The sequence below is a fragment of the Bacillus pfraonensis genome, from assembly GCF_050768835.1.
GTDB lineage: Bacteria > Bacillota > Bacilli > Bacillales > Bacillaceae_G > Bacillus_A > Bacillus_A pfraonensis.
The window spans coordinates 107,619-122,901 of record NZ_JAHCDO010000011.1; the positions used below are offsets into that span (position 1 = coordinate 107,619).

Sequence of the window (15,283 nt, forward strand, 5' to 3'; positions counted from 1 at the left end):
TAAGAGAGCTAGGTAATGGAAGTTTCACTTGGATGGATGCATATTTTTATCTCTTATTTTGGAATAATACATAGAGAGCATATGAAGGAGTTGAAAGCATGTCACATAAGAAAAAAGAGCAAGAGCGTAGTTGGAAAGCACGAAAAGAAAATCAAAAACCGCATGGGAAAGTAAAGACTTTTGCTGAACTTGTTGATGAAACAGAAAAAACGTGATGAAATCTTCATCACGTTTTTTGTATGAGTGGAAAGGTTAATAGGAAGGTTGTACCAATATCTTTTTCACTTGTAATATCGATTTTTCCATCCATTGCTTTGATGACGCTGAATACGACCATCATCCCAAGCCCAGTTCCTTTCTCTTTTGTAGAATAGAATGGAGAGCCAAGGCGCTTTATCTGTTCTGTGTCCATACCGATTCCATTGTCTTTTATATACAATTGAATATGTTTATGGTCGGGAACTAGTGTGAGGATAAGATCGCCACCTTTAGGCATGGCTTCAATACAGTTTTTTAGAATATTTAACAAACATTGATTAAATTTTTGCTTTTCGCCAGTAATAAAAAAAGAGCTACTTTGTTTTATGTAATGTATGCGAACATTTGATAAATTCGCTAATGGCGTAATAAGAGATAGTGCATGAAGTAATTCATCTTCTAGTTGTAACATTTGTTCTTTCTCAATACTTGGTTTTGCAAATGTTAAATAATCTGTGAGAACGTGATTTGCTTGTTCAATCCCATGTATAGCTATTTCTGTGTATAATTTTCGATCTTTTTCAGAGCATTTTTCAGATTGTAAAAGTTGTAAAAAACCTTTTGTTGAAGTCAAAGGATTACGAATTTCATGGGAAATGGAAGCGGCCATTTCTCCAATAAGATGAAATTTCTCAGCGTTAATAAGTTCTTCCTGTAAACGAATTTGCAATCGAAGTATGTTTAATAAATAAAGAATAAGAATTGTACCTATTATTGTGCATAGTTGATACGCAATAATATGAAGAAGATAGTCTTCAGAATTAGGCACTTTGATAAGGAAAACAGGAACCCAAACGAGTCCGTATGTAAGACTATATAAAATGGCAAGTATAAGTTTTATATGATTGGACCCTTTATTGAAAAATTTGTATGTAGAAAGTAAAACGATATATAAGAGAATCGAGCCAATAGCGGATGGAATGATTCCTACTCCTCCTAATAAGAAACGGTATACGTTTAATACAACTAAAATAGATCCACCGGCAATAGGCCCTCCTGTTAATGTGCCAACAATTAATACAATATGACGCATATCAAATTGAAACCCAGTATCTGTTTTTGCTGCAAAAAAAATGCAAAGCATTGTGGTAATACTACAAAGTAATATAAATATAGTTGAATTTAGTTTAGGTGAATGCTTGCCTTTTTGATTCCAAAATAGGTGATACACTAGCATTATAACGAGAATCAATAATATGTTTAAAAAGAGGTGAATGATAAAGAGTTTCAGTTTTATGCCCCCTTGCTATTCTCACATGTATAGTATTAATTAAGTACAATCATACTATTAAAATACAAGAAAATGAATCTGAATTTCGTTAAAAAAAAGAAAAATCAGAAGTTTCCCTGAGGGAGAAACAGTATGTTACAATATGTGTTGTCAATGAAAGAAGAAATTCCATGTATAACATGGGAGAGGTTCGCGAACTCCCTCTATAAAAAACTATGGAAACAACAATATCCTTAGGTATTGTTTTGTTTTTTTATTGTGACAGTTCAAGAACGTTCTTTCTTCTTATTCGTAGTAGAGAAGGAGAATGAGTGAGATGAAAAAAGAAAAAGCAGTTGTCGTTTTTAGTGGTGGACAAGATAGTACAACATGTTTATTTTGGGCGATGCAGCAGTTTGCAGAGGTGGAAGCAGTGACGTTTAATTATAATCAACGTCATAAGTTAGAAATCGATTGTGCAGCTGATATTGCGAAAGAGCTAGGAATTAAACATACAGTACTTGATATGAGCTTATTAAATCAACTTGCTCCAAATGCGTTAACAAGAACGGATATGGAGATTACACATGAAGAAGGTGAACTACCATCGACATTTGTAGATGGACGAAATTTACTGTTCTTATCATTTGCAGCTGTGCTAGCAAAACAAGTTGGAGCACGTCATATTGTAACGGGCGTATGTGAAACAGATTTTAGCGGTTATCCTGATTGCCGTGATGTATTTGTGAAATCGTTAAACGTTACGTTAAATTTATCTATGGATTATCCATTTGTTATTCATACACCACTTATGTGGATCGATAAAGCAGAAACATGGAAGTTATCAGATGAACTTGGTGCATTCGAGTTTGTTAGAGAAAAAACATTAACATGCTATAACGGAATAATCGGTGATGGTTGCGGTGAATGTCCAGCTTGTAAACTTCGTAAAGCAGGTTTAGATACGTATTTACAAGAACGCGAAGGAGCGAACGCATAATGGAACAGAATTTTTTTGGATTTCGCATTGTAGAAAATTTACAAAAAGTGGACAAGGATATTCAACGTGAACAACTGAAATATCATAATAAACGAGTGATGGTAAGTAAGGAATTTACATTTGATGCAGCGCATCATTTGCATTGTTACGAAGGGAAATGTAAAAATTTACATGGTCACACATACAAAGTTGTTTTTGGTATTAGTGGATATGTAAATGAGATTGGACTTGCAATTGACTTTGGCGATATAAAAGAAATTTGGAAAAATGAAATTGAAATTTATTTAGATCATCGTTATTTAAATGAAACGTTGCCAGCAATGAATACGACGGCTGAAAACATGGTCGTTTGGATTTACGAAAAGATGGCTGAAGCACTTACAAAAGAGAATCGCGTTCATGAATATAAAGGAGCACGTGTTGAATTTGTTCGTCTATTTGAAACACCAACAAGTTATGCGGAAGTAAGACGGGAGTGGATGATCGGTGAGTAAAATTCCTGTTTTGGAAATTTTCGGACCGACCATTCAAGGAGAAGGAATGGTTGTTGGGCAAAAGACGATGTTCATTCGTACAGCAGGTTGTGACTATAGTTGCGCATGGTGTGATTCGTCCTTTACATGGGATGGGTCGGCGAAAGAACAAATTCGGCAAATGACTCCAGAAGAAATTTGGAGTGAACTTGTTGAAATTGGTGGAGAAAATTTTTCACATGTAACAATTTCAGGTGGGAACCCAGTACTATTGAAAAATTTAGAAGGTTTTCTGTCTTTATTACAAGAAAAGAAAATTCGCACCGCTATTGAAACGCAAGGGAGCAAGTGGCAGGAATGGTTACTTCGTATTGATGAAATAACTATCTCACCGAAGCCACCAAGCTCACAGATGAAAACAGATTTTATCATGTTAGATTCTGTTATTGAAAGATTGGCAGGAAAAGATTTTAGTTTAAAAGTTGTCGTGTTTGATGATCACGATTTTGAATATGCGATAAAGGTGCATGAGCGTTACCCGCACGTACCATTTTTCTTACAAGTTGGAAATGATGATACAAAAACAGTGGATGATGCAATGCTTATTAGGAATTTATTACAAAAATATGAATGGCTTATTGAAAAAGCTGTTCAGTGCAAAGAGATGAATGATGCAAAAGTATTACCTCAGCTCCATGCGTTAGTGTGGGGAAACAAACGAGGCGTATAAGAATAAACTCTGAAGAATCGAATGGAAGGGATGTATACAGAATGGCAGGAAGATTAGACGAAGATTTAAAAGATGTAACGTTACTTGGAAATCAAAATACAAAATATTTATTTGAATATAGTCCGGGAATTTTAGAGACATTTGATAATAATCATCCAAACCGTGATTATTTTGTAAAATTCAACTGTCCTGAATTTACAAGTTTATGTCCAAAAACAGGACAACCAGATTTTGCAACGATTTATATTAGTTATATTCCAGAGCAAAAAATGGTCGAGAGTAAATCATTAAAGTTATATTTATTTAGTTTCCGTAATCATGGAGATTTTCATGAAGATTGTATGAATGTGATTATGAACGACTTAATTAAATTAATGGACCCACGTTATATTGAAGTGTGGGGGAAATTTACACCACGTGGTGGTATCTCAATTGATCCATATTGTAACTATGGTCGCCCTGGCACGAAATATGAGCAGATGGCTGAATATCGTATGATGAATCACGATCTATATCCTGAAACAATTGATAATCGTTAATGAAAAAAGGATCTGTATGTAGGATACAGATCCTTTTTCTCTATTATATTATGCATGTTGATTAATAACGGTATAGTTTTTGTGATTTACAACTGTAAGAGGTTCCATATCTAGTTCTCTAAAATTCTCCATAATTGTTATATCGACAATAACGGAGTTTTTATTTACTTTTTGAACACGACCTTGCATTCCACCTTTAAATTCGATAATATCTCCAGTTTCTGCGATTTTCATAAGCAACTCTCCTTGTTACAGTTTTGCCAAAAAAGAACAAGTTCGTTCTTTTTTATTTCCCTTTATTTTGAACTATATTCCCCTGTTTGTAAATGTTTCCATGAGAAAAATTCAAAAAATAGTCATTTTTTTGTAAGATATGTATTAGATATTTTTCTATTTTTGAAGAGGGAATAGATAAAAAAGTGTTTATATCAGTATATAGGGGTATAATAAAATGGGGGCGGTAAAAATGTTATTTGAGATTATTGGAAGCTGTATAGTGATTCTTTTATTCTTATTTTCATATAAACAATTAAAAATAATTCGTAGCCATGAAACAGGGACATATTTTGATGGAGTGGATGGTGTGCATGCTTCTGTCACTCATGAGAGTAGTGCGGATATGTAAGGAAGTATGACTTTCCCTTTCTCCATGGTATGATGGCAATAAGAAACAGTGCATAATAATATAGGTGATGAGCGATGAATGGAGAGTGGAGAAGATGCGAATTTCTTTTATTCGTCACGGTCGCTTAAACAATGTTACAGAATCAATGACAGCATCATCGTTTCGCGAATGGATGGAACGATACGATTTAGAAGGTATGGAAAAAAGTAAGGACATACCAATCGAAACAATTGAAGCGATTGAATCGGCGAAGCTTATTGTAACGAGTGATCAAAAACGTGCAGTACAGTCAGCAGCAGAATTAACAGGTTCTCTTTCTTTTGTTCAAAGTGCTCTATTTCGAGAGGCGCAAGTGCCATCTTGCTTTCTTGTCCCAAAATGGGTGAAGTGTAAACCAGAAGTATGGATGTTTATCGGGCGCGTATTATGGACGATTGGATATTCTAAAGATGTTGAGTCCTACCGAGAAGCAGGGGAAAGAGCAAAGCAAGCAGCTGATACGTTAATTGGTTATGCTCTTGTACATGGGCGCATTGCACTCGTAGGTGATAGTTATTTTAATACGATGATTGGAGCAGAGTTACGTGCAAGGGGTTGGTCTGGACCTCCTATCTTTCATAGAAAGCCATGGGGGTGTACAGAATACACGTTTCATGAAGCGATGAATGGAAATATACTGAATACCAATTTAACATAAAAGCACACGATTACAATGAAGAATCGTGTGCTTTTTTTAGGAAACGAAAGCTTTTTTATAGAGTGGTTTCGCTAAATGAGCATAGGGCTCTCCGACAAGCATAACCGTTTTATCCTCTTGGTAGCCAAGTTTTTTATATAAAGAGAAAGCTCGCTTATTTTCTAAATTTACAAGTAATGCAATTTTCTCATAGCCTTTTTCATAGGCGTTATTTTCTGCTACTTGAATCAATTTTGAGCCGATCCCTCGTCCGCCATAAGCGCTTGAAACGGATAATGTGTCAATATAGTATTCATCGAGTTCAGCTTCTTTTTCTAGCGTAATAGATGAATCTTGATGGATTTTTCGTAAGTGTTTTACAATGGGAGTATCTAGTTGTTTTGCGTGACTGCCATGATAGGCGACGATGATTCCAACTGCTTGTCCATCTTGTTCTTCAACGAAACAGTTCTCAAAGCTAAGTCGATTTCCTTTTTTTGAAAACCAAGTTTCAAGCCCTGTCAAGACTTCTGTTTCGGTTTTTCCACCTGTGATTTTTTCAGCAATTTCATGCAGAGCGTTATACAATAAAGGAGCTATTGCCTTCGCATCTGTTTTTTTTGCTTTCCGAATCATATTATCCCTCCTAGTTGCATTCTTATTGTAACATAAAATAAAGCCTCAATCAGTGATTCATTAATTTCTTGAATTTTATAAGAGAAACTTGAATCTCGAATTGATTTAGTATAGATAAACAGCTATGTTAGTATACGATATTTGCTGTGAATGTAAGAAATTAAACATTGTCGACTTGTGAAAGATAGGATAAAATATTGCAGAGAGGTGAAATACATGGATAAACAATTAGCAAATACAATTTTAGATCAACTGAAAAATGGAGAGATAAAAGAGTATGTTGTAACTAAGGATGTATTTTATACGTTTCGTGAGGTTCTAGTAAATCGAGAAGATTTTAAACATTTCAGTGGGAATGCACAACGTGGCGGGGAAATTATTTATACATATACAGAAACACCGCGTTCTTAATAGAAGGAAAAGGAGAGGAGAATGATGGGAGAATTTAAACAAGGTATTTTACCGCATTGGGACTACATGTGGAAAGATGAGGCAGGAAATCGACTTGTAGGAATGGTTATGTTTCCCGAGAAACGGAAACGTACGAAAGAAGTGATACAAAAATTAAAAGTAGCATATGAGCAGGAAACCCTAATTCGAGCAACTGTGAAATTTCAACATATGAATCAATATGTAGAGGGAATGGTTGTATATTTTGATGAAGAAGCGCCAGTGTTTACAATGCAAGATAAAGATGAGAATTTCCATCATTTATTTATAAAAGATATTTTACGTATTGAACATTGCGAATGAGTTTACAGTCTTTTTAAATTTCTCATCACACTAACGAATAAAGTGGTGTGCCATCATAAGCGTCCTTTTCATTATAATGATATTTGTTATTGTGTAACAAAAAAGAAAGTATATGTATTATGATGTAATAAATGTTTCATCCATAAGAGAGAATGTCTTACTTGTATGATCTAAATAATGTGTAACCGGTTTCGAACAGATTACAACTTAAAGTCTGTTCTTTTTTGTGTGATGCTGGAGAAATAAAATTCTCCAGCATTTATCGTTTTTTTACAAAAAATATTGCTAACAATTTCGTGAAAATGGTTAAATTCGTTGACAACTTTTTTGAAAAGCACTTTATTGACATGAGTTTTAGAATGTTGTTTCATAGTCTTTGTATTGAAAAAAACGACATGCTATGTCGAAAAGTAAAAGTTAAAAAAAGAAAGAATTTATACATATATCTTGTGTCTTGTTTTGAAACGTAATACAATATATAGGGAAATCATGAAACGGCATCTAGATATTAAAGAAAGAAGAGGAGGGTCGGAAATGTTGGTTGCATATGATTCTATGACAGGAAACGTGAAGCGTTTCATCCACAAATTAAATATGCCGGCCGTTCAAATTAATGAAGATCTAGTATTAGACGAAGATTTTGTTCTTATTACGTATACAACAGGTTTTGGAAATGTGCCGGAACGTGTTTTAGAATTTTTAGAGCGCAATAATGCAAATTTAAAAGGCGTATCTGCGAGTGGCAATCGCAACTGGGGAGATATGTTCGGAGCAAGTGCAGATAAAATCTCAACCAGATACGAAGTACCTATTGTATCAAAATTCGAGTTATCTGGAACAAATAAAGATGTAGAATATTTTAAAGAAAGGGTGCGGGAGATTGCGACACATTGAACTGAATAATGAAATCACGCAAATGCAAGACGGTTTCTATCAGCTTCATAAAGATAAAGAAGCATTAGAAGTCTTTATGGAAGAAGCAAGAGCGAATACCGTTCATTTTGATAGCGTGGCAGAGCGAATTGAGTATATGAATGAACACGATTACTATTACAACGTTCTGGACGAGTATAAGTTGGAGGAGGTAGAGGAAGTATACAACGTTGCATATAGTGAAAACTTCGAATTCCAATCTTATATGGCGGCATCTAAGTTTTACAAAGATTATGCGTTAAAAACGAATGATCAAAAACAATACTTAGAAAGCTACGAAGATCGTGTATCAATTGTGTCATTATATTTAGGACGCGGTGATGTTAACAAAGCAAAACAATTTGCAAGTATGATCGTAAAACAAAACTACCAACCAGCGACACCAACCTTTTTGAATGCGGGAAGAAGCAGAAGAGGAGAAATGGTGTCTTGTTTCTTGTTAGAGATGGATGATAGCTTAAATTCAATCGGATTTAATATTAATACGGCGATGCAGCTATCGAAAATTGGTGGAGGCGTGGCGCTCAACTTGAGTAAATTACGCGCACGCGGTGAGCAAATTAAAGGCATCGATAACGCAGCAAGCGGTGTTGTACCAGTTATGAAATTGCTTGAAGATTCGTTTTCGTATGCGAATCAGTTGGGTTAACTTATGGCTCAACTATAAAACCGGGTCAATTGCTGGAACGCCTGAGTATATCGAGGTAGGATACTACGAAGAAATTACGTAGCGCCCCCTAAAAATCCAAGATTGCAGGAAATCAGCAGCCGAGCTCCTAAGTCTATTAGATAGGGAGAAGGTTCAACGACCAAGTGGCTATGTAGGTGACTATATAGTTCGAACCTGGCTTCTCAAATCAAGGTTGTAGGTGAGAAGAAGATATGGTCTGAACTCTATAGCGATATAGAGAGGATAGCAGAAATGACTATCCCCCATACGTTTTAAGGGTATGGAGTAACAATATGCAAAGAAAAGGTGCCGGGGCAGTGTATTTAAATATCTTCCATTGGGATATTATTGAATTCCTTGATACCAAAAAAATAAATGCCGACGAGAAGAGCCGTATTCAGTCTCTATCAATCGGTATTATCGTTCCAACTAAGTTCTTTGAGCTTGCTGAGAAAAACGAACCATTCCATGTTTTCGCACCATATACAGTGTATAAAGAGTACGGAAAACATTTAGATGATATAGATATCGATGAAATGTACGATGAATTAATGAGCAATCCAAAGGTGAAGAAGAAGCCACTTGATATTAGTGCACGTGATATGCTCATTAAAATTGCGATGATTCAACTTGAGTCTGGTTATCCATACTTAATGTTTAAATCAAATGCGAATAAGCAGCATCCGTTAAAGGATATTGGAACTGTGAAGATGTCGAATCTCTGCACAGAAATTTTCCAACTGCAAGAAACATCCGAAATTAACGACTACGGTACAGATGATATTATCCGTCGTGATATTAACTGTAACTTAGGATCATTAAACATTGTAAACGTAATGGAGAATAAAGAAATTCGTGAAGCAGTTCATGCAGGAATGGAAGCTTTAACAGCTGTTTCTGATATGACTGTTATTCCGAACGCACCAACTGTGAAAAAAGCAAATGACGAGCTTCATTCAGTTGGACTTGGTGCAATGAACTTACATGGGTATTTAGCAAAAAATAAAATTGCTTATGAAAGTGCAGAAGCGAAAGAATTTGTTCGCACATTCTTTATGATGTTAAACTATTACTCGATTGAAAAGAGTATGGGTATTGCGAAAGAAAAAGGCGAAACATTTAAAGACTTCGATAAGTCGGATTATGCAAATGGAACATACTTTGAAAAGTATGAGACAACAGATTATAGTCCGGTAACTGAGAAAGTACAGCAGTTATTTGAAGGAATCCATATTCCAACAAAAGAAGATTGGACAAGTCTAAAAGAAGAAGTGCAGAAGCACGGTTTATATAACTCGTATAGATTAGCCATCGCTCCGACACAATCAATCAGTTACGTGCAAAATGCGACTTCAAGTGTAATGCCAATCGTAAGTCAAATTGAATCAAGAACGTATGCAAATGCGACAACATATTATCCGATGCCATATTTATCAAAAGATACATTCTGGTATTATAAATCGTCTTATGATATGAATCAGTTTAAATTAATTGATTTAATTGCAGAAATTCAAGAGCATATTGACCAAGGAATTAGTACAATTCTGTATGTAAATAGTGATATTTCTACTCGTGAATTAGCACGTTATTATATCTATGCACATAAAAAAGGCTTGAAGAGCTTGTATTATACAAGAACTCGTAAGTTAAGCGTCGAAGAGTGTGTTGCTTGTACAGTTTGATGCAAATTCTAATTGACTGATAGAGTAAGACAGCATGAGCAGGGTTTTTCTGACCCTGCTCATGCTTAGTTATAAAATTTAAGACGTCTAACATGCGGTTAAGTTTTCATTACTAAGTGAAAGCTTTACCGCATGTTAGAAGAGCTTATTGATAGAGAAGGGGCGATTCAATGCGCGCGGTAAACTGGAACAAAAAAGAAGATGATTTTAGTTTAATGTTTTGGAAGCAAAACATCGCTCAGTTTTGGACAGAAGAAGAGATCGCTGTATCTTCTGACAAAAATACTTGGGTGCAATTATCAAAAGAAGAGCAAATTGCTTATAAGCGAGTACTAGGAGGATTAACACTTCTAGATACAAAACAAGGCGGCGAAGGGATGCCTCTTGTACTTGTTCATCTTGAGAATTTACAAGCGAAAAGTGTACTGGCTTTCATGGGTGCTATGGAAGAAGTACATGCGAAGAGCTATAGTCATATCTTCACGACACTCGCAACAGAAGAAGAAATTGATGAAATCTTTGATTGGGTAGATAACCATCCATTGCTTGAGAAAAAAGCAGGTATTATTACAGGTTACTATCGCCGTTTATTAAAGCCACAAGTAACGAAAAAAGAATTATATATGGCTATGGTAGCGAGTGTGTTCTTAGAAAGTTACTTGTTCTATAGTGGATTCTTCTATCCGCTATACTTAGCAGGACAAGGAAAATTGACTGCAAGTGGTGAAATTATTAACTTAATAATTCGCGACGAAAGCATTCACGGCGTATTCGTCGGTATTTTAGCACAACAAATCTTTGCAGAACTTTCTGCAGAAGAGCAACAAGAAGTACAAAAAGAAACACAAGAACTATTAATGGAATTGTATGAAATTGAAATGGCATACACAGAAGAAATTTATACATCCATTGGTCTTGTTGAAGATGTAAACCGCTTTGTTCGTTACAATGCGAATAAGGGACTTATGAACTTAGGATTAGAACCACGCTTTGAAGAGGAAGAAATTAACCCAATCGTATTAAATGGTTTACGTACAGATACGAAAAATCATGATTTCTTCTCTGTAAAAGGAAACGGGTATGTAAAAGCAACAAATGTTGAAAAGTTATCAGATGATGATTTCGTATTTGATTTTTAATAAATAAGATTGAAAAAAGCTGTCTCTCATGTGAAGGCAGCTTTTTTGTGTGTGAATAGTTTACATAATGTTATTATTTCTTAATAAGTTTTTCTTCCTTGATCTATGAAAGTTAGTAGTATGAGAAGTTGAATAAGTTATGTCGAAATGAATAGAAAATGAAAGGAACGATTAGAAAAATAATCCCACCTATCGTTTCATTGGAGCGTGAATAAATAGGGCTATTTAATAAATTTTTTCATTCAAGAAATTTTGGCTCGAAAATTGCATGAATATTTAAAAAATAAAGGGGGAGAGTTTATAATGTGCAGTAAAACATTTGCAGTTCGTTGAAAGCGTTTTCTGGTTAGTTATCAATCTTTATATGGAAATTAGATAGAGAAAGTAGGAGGAATGATAGGTGGGAAAAGTAGTTGGTTTAAAACGGTCATTAGGGCTTTGGTCAATTGTTATGCTAGGTGTCGGGTATATGACGCCGATGGTGGGGTTTGATACATTTGGAATCGTTTCTGAAAAAACGGGCGGGCATGTTCCTGGGGCTTATCTTATTGCATTAGCGGGAATGTTATTTACAGCAGCAAGCTACGGCAAAATGGTAAAGGTTTTTCCGACTGCAGGATCTGCTTATACGTATACACAAAAGACAATTAGTGCAAGACTTGGATTTCTTGTTGGATGGTCAGCATTATTGGATTATTTGTTCCTACCAATGGTGAACGCACTATTAACGAGGATTTATATGTCAGCACTTTTTCCAAGTGTTCCAGATTGGGCGTGGGTCGTTGGTTTCGTTCTACTGATTACACTTATAAATATTATTAGTGTGAATGTTACTGCTAATTTCAACACGTTCTTAGTAACATTCCAAGTGTTAGTAATGATTGTATTTGTAGTTCTTGTTATAAAGGGATTGATAGCAGGAGAAGGAACTGGAGAAGTCTTTTCCATTCAGCCGTTTTTTGAGTCAGATATACAAATATCACCGTTAGTTGCAGGAGCGACAATTCTTTGTTTTTCATTTTTAGGTTTTGATGCGGTAACGACATTTGCAGAAGAAACACCAAACGCAAAGAAAACAATTCCTCGAGCTATTTTTCTTACCGCTTTAATTGGCGGTATTTTGTTCATCGTTACGACGTATTTTACACAATCCTTTTTTCCGGATGCATCTGTATTTAAAGATCAAGAATCAGCAGCTCCAGAAATTGCACTATACGTTGGCGGGAAATTATTTCAAACCTTCTTTTTAGTCGGAACTTTTATGGGGACAATGGCATCCGGCTTAGCTTCTCATACAAGTGTATCGCGGTTATTATATGTAATGGGAAGAGATAATGTAATTCCACAAAAAATATTTGGATACATTCATCCTCGCTGGCGAACGCCAGTATATAACATTATTTTTGTAGGCATTATTGCGCTCTCCGCTATGTTCATAGATTTAGAAACAGCGGCCTCTCTGATTAACTTCGGAGCGCTTATTGCATTTACATTTGTTAATTTATCAGTCATTTCTTACTATGTGATTAAGCAAAAACGATATAAAACAGTAAAAGACTTTTTTCATTTCTTAGTTATGCCTATTTTGGGAGCTGGTACAGTAGCTGTACTATGGTTTAACCTCAATATTCACTCACTTATTCTTGGACTTAGCTGGGCTGTTCTTGGAATTGGCTATCTTCTATATATTACGAACATGTTTCGTTCAGCTCCCCCGCAAATGCATTTTGAAGAAGTGCAGGAAATGTAAAATGACAAAAACATCGGGATATATCCGGTGTTTTTTATTTTGGAGATTGTAAATTCATGCATGTTTGCATAAATCATTCAACTGTTCATAAGGAGGGAGAAGAAAAAATGTAAGTGAGAAGGCTGAAGCGATATGATTAACTTAATTTTACTACTTGGCACGATTATTGCTTTCTAATACTAGTAAAAAATAAATAAATGAGGTGTTATCGTGGCAATGCAATCAGAAAAAGAAGTTGTAACACAATCTATTCAAGAAAAAGTTGAGGCAGAAAATCCTTTAGAGGAGTTTCAGGCCATACTAAAAGAAGCGCTACAGGCTTTGCGTTATCCAGAGGAAGTATTCGATTTTCTTAAAAAACCGATGCGTTTTTTAGAAGTAAGTATTCCTGTTCGAATGGATGATGGAAGAACAAAGGTATTTCAAGGGTATCGTGCCCAGCATAATGATGCAGCAGGACCGACAAAAGGTGGCATTCGGTTTCATCCAGATGTTACACCAGAGGAAGTAAAGGCGCTTGCTGGTTGGATGAGTTTGAAATGTGGCGTGACGGGACTTCCTTATGGAGGTGCAAAGGGCGGGATTATTTGTAATCCGCAGGAAATGAGTTTTAGAGAACTAGAGTTACTGAGCCGTGGTTATGTAAGAGCAGTCAGTCAAATCGTTGGACCTACTAAAGATATTCCGGCACCCGATATGTATACAAATGCGCAAATTATGGCTTGGATGCTGGATGAATATGATCATATTAGAGAGTTTGATTCCCCAGGTTTTATTACTGGAAAGCCATTAATGCTAGGAGGATCACAAGGACGGGAAACAGCTACGTCTAAAGGAGTATTTTACACCCTTCAATTAGTTAGTGAGTTAAAGAATATTCCGCTTCAAAATATGCGAGTAATCATTCAAGGGTTTGGAAATGTTGGAAGTTATTTGGCAAAATATTTATATGATATTGGTGTAAAAGTAGTAGGCGTATCTGATGCTTTAGGTGGCATTTATAATCCAGACGGTTTAGATGTTCCTTATTTACTTGAAAATCGAGATTCTTTTGGTGTCGTATCGAACCTTTTTAGTAAAACAATCTCAAACCAAGAGCTGTTAGAAAAGGAATGTGATGTACTCATTCCAGCAGCAATTGGAGGAGTGATTACGAAACATAATGCGAAAAAGCTTGGATGTAAGATTGTAATTGAAGCTGCAAATGGTCCGACAACAAAAGAAGCAATAACAATGCTAGAAGAAAAAGACATTTTAGTTGTACCAGATATTTTGGCGAATTCTGGAGGAGTTATTGTTTCTTATTTTGAATGGTGCCAAAATAACCAAGGGTATTATTGGACAGAGCAATATGTTGATCAATGTTTAAAAGAGAAAATTACATCTAGCTTTTTCGATGTGTTCAACACTTCAAAACGTTTTGGGGTAAATATGAAAATTGCGGCATATATAGCAGGAGTTCGTAAGATTGTAGAAGCATCACGTCTTCGAGGTTGGTTGCATTTTTAGTATAAAGGGAGGGAACATATGAAACTAGATATTTTACTAGAACAAATTGAAAAACAACCCATTGGTTATTACTGTATTGTATCGAATCATCATCGATATGATCTAGCAGTTGCTTATTCGCAGCAATTTTTTGGAAAAGCAATGGTTACCTCTATTCAAAATGGAAGAATGATTTTATTAAGTCAAGAAGATATTGAACAGGATCAATATTGGGCACCTAAGTTAGGGATTGAAGTAGAAGATATAGAAGATTTTCAAAGTTTTTTTCATATGATTCTTCAGTCACAAATGTTGGCAGAACAATATTAATAGAATAAAAGAAGGGAATGATTTATTTTGTATTATGAGATTGTTACAAGTCCATGCTATGGAACAGTTGAAAAGGTGTCTATTGATAAAGACTCTCGCATTTATGAATGGGAACCATTGTTTGCTATTAAAAATATGGATGGTAAGTTAGAAGTAATCAAAATGGGATGTAGCGGAGAGGTACAATCTTTAGAGGTAGAAGCAGGAGATAAAGTCATTCCAGGTATGGTATTAGCTTATATTCAAGAAGATATTCTAGTTAGTGGGAGTGATTGATTTTTAGGAAGGGAGATGGAACTATTCATCTTCCTTTTTTTATTAAAGTAAGTAAAAAATGTATATTGTCAGATTAATTAAAAAAATCCGATTTTAATGATACAATACAAGTTAA

Annotated in this window: 18 protein-coding genes, 2 pseudogenes and 1 riboswitch; of the genes and pseudogenes, 17 read left to right on the forward strand and 3 right to left on the reverse strand. The window is 35.2% G+C overall.

From position 1 onward, the window contains the following. Positions 1 to 98: 98 nt before the first annotated feature. Positions 99 to 215 (forward strand): DUF6254 family protein, encoded by a 117-nt coding sequence (locus KFD70_RS12525; RefSeq protein WP_000018497.1) that lies wholly within the window; start codon positions 99 to 101, stop codon positions 213 to 215. 11 nt (positions 216 to 226) lie between these two features. On the opposite strand, the gene KFD70_RS12530 is transcribed toward KFD70_RS12525, so the two are convergent. Continuing rightward, entirely contained in the window at positions 227 to 1,435 is a 1,209-nt protein-coding gene (locus KFD70_RS12530) for an ATP-binding protein (protein ID WP_336452740.1), read from the reverse strand. A gap of 233 nt (positions 1,436 to 1,668) precedes the next feature. After that, a riboswitch (PreQ1 riboswitch) is annotated at positions 1,669 to 1,712 on the forward strand. A 93-nt stretch (positions 1,713 to 1,805) separates the two neighbouring features. Between KFD70_RS12530 and queC the strand changes: the two genes are divergently transcribed. From queC to queF, 4 genes are read left to right on the forward strand one after another with little or no spacing between them, the layout of a single operon-like run. Then, positions 1,806 to 2,468, forward strand: a complete 663-nt coding sequence (queC, locus tag KFD70_RS12535; protein ID WP_018764167.1) for a 7-cyano-7-deazaguanine synthase QueC — start codon at positions 1,806 to 1,808, stop codon at positions 2,466 to 2,468. Continuing rightward, entirely contained in the window at positions 2,468 to 2,962 is a 495-nt protein-coding gene (queD, locus tag KFD70_RS12540) for a 6-carboxytetrahydropterin synthase QueD (protein WP_336452739.1), read from the forward strand. The genes queC and queD overlap by 1 nt, the downstream gene beginning before the upstream one ends. Then, positions 2,955 to 3,671: a 7-carboxy-7-deazaguanine synthase QueE gene (queE, locus tag KFD70_RS12545; protein ID WP_336452738.1), complete on the forward strand. Its 717-nt coding sequence runs from the start codon at positions 2,955 to 2,957 to the stop codon at positions 3,669 to 3,671. Before queD ends, queE begins: the two co-directional genes overlap by 8 nt. A 41-nt stretch (positions 3,672 to 3,712) precedes the next feature. Next, a complete protein-coding gene (gene queF, locus KFD70_RS12550; RefSeq protein ID WP_336452737.1) occupies positions 3,713 to 4,210 on the forward strand; it encodes a preQ(1) synthase in 498 nt (165 codons plus the stop codon). A gap of 48 nt (positions 4,211 to 4,258) precedes the next feature. Here queF and KFD70_RS12555 read toward each other — a convergent pair whose 3' ends face one another. Continuing rightward, the gene (locus KFD70_RS12555) at positions 4,259 to 4,444 is read right to left on the reverse strand and encodes a YkvS family protein (protein WP_000683952.1); all 186 of its coding nucleotides are present in this window, start codon (positions 4,442 to 4,444) and stop codon (positions 4,259 to 4,261) included. A gap of 217 nt (positions 4,445 to 4,661) precedes the next feature. Here KFD70_RS12555 and KFD70_RS12560 point away from each other — a divergent pair, with 217 nt between their 5' ends. Continuing rightward, the gene (locus KFD70_RS12560) at positions 4,662 to 4,835 is read left to right on the forward strand and encodes a hypothetical protein (RefSeq protein ID WP_336452863.1); all 174 of its coding nucleotides are present in this window, start codon (positions 4,662 to 4,664) and stop codon (positions 4,833 to 4,835) included. Between the two features lie 94 nt (positions 4,836 to 4,929). Further along, positions 4,930 to 5,532, forward strand: a complete 603-nt coding sequence (locus KFD70_RS12565; RefSeq protein ID WP_336452736.1) for a histidine phosphatase family protein — start codon at positions 4,930 to 4,932, stop codon at positions 5,530 to 5,532. 36 nt (positions 5,533 to 5,568) lie between these two features. On the opposite strand, the gene KFD70_RS12570 is transcribed toward KFD70_RS12565, so the two are convergent. Beyond that, complete coding sequence (locus tag KFD70_RS12570) at positions 5,569 to 6,147, reverse strand: GNAT family N-acetyltransferase (protein WP_336452735.1); 579 nt, start codon at positions 6,145 to 6,147, stop codon at positions 5,569 to 5,571. Positions 6,148 to 6,363: 216 nt separating this feature from the next. Between KFD70_RS12570 and KFD70_RS12575 the strand changes: the two genes are divergently transcribed. From KFD70_RS12575 to KFD70_RS12620, 10 genes and pseudogenes are all read left to right on the forward strand, one after another. Next, positions 6,364 to 6,558: an abortive phage infection protein gene (locus KFD70_RS12575; protein ID WP_336452734.1), complete on the forward strand. Its 195-nt coding sequence runs from the start codon at positions 6,364 to 6,366 to the stop codon at positions 6,556 to 6,558. A 24-nt stretch (positions 6,559 to 6,582) separates the two neighbouring features. Beyond that, positions 6,583 to 6,900, forward strand: a complete 318-nt coding sequence (locus KFD70_RS12580; RefSeq protein ID WP_336452733.1) for a hypothetical protein — start codon at positions 6,583 to 6,585, stop codon at positions 6,898 to 6,900. Between the two features lie 534 nt (positions 6,901 to 7,434). Next, on the forward strand, positions 7,435 to 7,794 hold the full coding sequence (gene nrdI / locus KFD70_RS12585; RefSeq protein WP_017152669.1) for a class Ib ribonucleoside-diphosphate reductase assembly flavoprotein NrdI: 360 nt from the start codon (positions 7,435 to 7,437) through the stop codon (positions 7,792 to 7,794). Beyond that, positions 7,781 to 8,479, forward strand: a pseudogene (locus KFD70_RS12590) (ribonucleotide reductase N-terminal alpha domain-containing protein); the annotation flags it as partial. The gene nrdI and the pseudogene KFD70_RS12590, both read left to right, overlap by 14 nt. A 314-nt stretch (positions 8,480 to 8,793) precedes the next feature. Further along, positions 8,794 to 10,185, forward strand: a pseudogene (locus KFD70_RS12595) (ribonucleoside-diphosphate reductase subunit alpha); the annotation flags it as partial. 170 nt (positions 10,186 to 10,355) lie between these two features. Then, the gene (gene nrdF / locus KFD70_RS12600; protein ID WP_336452732.1) at positions 10,356 to 11,324 is read left to right on the forward strand and encodes a class 1b ribonucleoside-diphosphate reductase subunit beta; all 969 of its coding nucleotides are present in this window, start codon (positions 10,356 to 10,358) and stop codon (positions 11,322 to 11,324) included. A gap of 400 nt (positions 11,325 to 11,724) precedes the next feature. Continuing rightward, positions 11,725 to 13,074, forward strand: coding sequence for an APC family permease (locus KFD70_RS12605; RefSeq protein WP_336452731.1), 1,350 nt, complete (start codon positions 11,725 to 11,727; stop codon positions 13,072 to 13,074). A gap of 210 nt (positions 13,075 to 13,284) precedes the next feature. Next, a complete protein-coding gene (locus KFD70_RS12610; RefSeq protein ID WP_420792358.1) occupies positions 13,285 to 14,583 on the forward strand; it encodes a Glu/Leu/Phe/Val family dehydrogenase in 1,299 nt (432 codons plus the stop codon). Between the two features lie 18 nt (positions 14,584 to 14,601). Next, on the forward strand, positions 14,602 to 14,892 hold the full coding sequence (locus KFD70_RS12615) for an SAV0927 family protein (RefSeq protein ID WP_336452730.1): 291 nt from the start codon (positions 14,602 to 14,604) through the stop codon (positions 14,890 to 14,892). A 27-nt stretch (positions 14,893 to 14,919) separates the two neighbouring features. Then, a complete protein-coding gene (locus KFD70_RS12620; RefSeq protein WP_336452729.1) occupies positions 14,920 to 15,168 on the forward strand; it encodes a biotin/lipoyl attachment domain-containing protein in 249 nt (82 codons plus the stop codon). The last annotated feature ends 115 nt before the right edge of the window (positions 15,169 to 15,283 follow it).

Excerpts from the sequence above, each read along its gene's own strand:
- nrdF (WP_336452732.1), top strand. The coding sequence starts at position 10,356 with ATGCGCGCGGTAAACTGGAACAAAAAAGAAGATGATTTTAGTTTAATG.
- KFD70_RS12615 (WP_336452730.1), top strand. The coding sequence starts at position 14,602 with ATGAAACTAGATATTTTACTAGAACAAATTGAAAAACAACCCATTGGT.
- queC (WP_018764167.1), top strand. The coding sequence starts at position 1,806 with ATGAAAAAAGAAAAAGCAGTTGTCGTTTTTAGTGGTGGACAAGATAGT.
- KFD70_RS12530 (WP_336452740.1), bottom strand. The coding sequence starts at position 1,435 with ATGCTAGTGTATCACCTATTTTGGAATCAAAAAGGCAAGCATTCACCT.
- KFD70_RS12525 (WP_000018497.1), top strand. The coding sequence starts at position 99 with ATGTCACATAAGAAAAAAGAGCAAGAGCGTAGTTGGAAAGCACGAAAA.
- KFD70_RS12575 (WP_336452734.1), top strand. The coding sequence starts at position 6,364 with ATGGATAAACAATTAGCAAATACAATTTTAGATCAACTGAAAAATGGA.
- KFD70_RS12570 (WP_336452735.1), bottom strand. The coding sequence starts at position 6,147 with ATGATTCGGAAAGCAAAAAAAACAGATGCGAAGGCAATAGCTCCTTTA.
- KFD70_RS12555 (WP_000683952.1), bottom strand. The coding sequence starts at position 4,444 with ATGAAAATCGCAGAAACTGGAGATATTATCGAATTTAAAGGTGGAATG.
- queF (WP_336452737.1), top strand. The coding sequence starts at position 3,713 with ATGGCAGGAAGATTAGACGAAGATTTAAAAGATGTAACGTTACTTGGA.
- KFD70_RS12565 (WP_336452736.1), top strand. The coding sequence starts at position 4,930 with ATGCGAATTTCTTTTATTCGTCACGGTCGCTTAAACAATGTTACAGAA.
- KFD70_RS12560 (WP_336452863.1), top strand. The coding sequence starts at position 4,662 with ATGGGGGCGGTAAAAATGTTATTTGAGATTATTGGAAGCTGTATAGTG.
- queD (WP_336452739.1), top strand. The coding sequence starts at position 2,468 with ATGGAACAGAATTTTTTTGGATTTCGCATTGTAGAAAATTTACAAAAA.
- KFD70_RS12580 (WP_336452733.1), top strand. The coding sequence starts at position 6,583 with ATGGGAGAATTTAAACAAGGTATTTTACCGCATTGGGACTACATGTGG.
- nrdI (WP_017152669.1), top strand. The coding sequence starts at position 7,435 with ATGTTGGTTGCATATGATTCTATGACAGGAAACGTGAAGCGTTTCATC.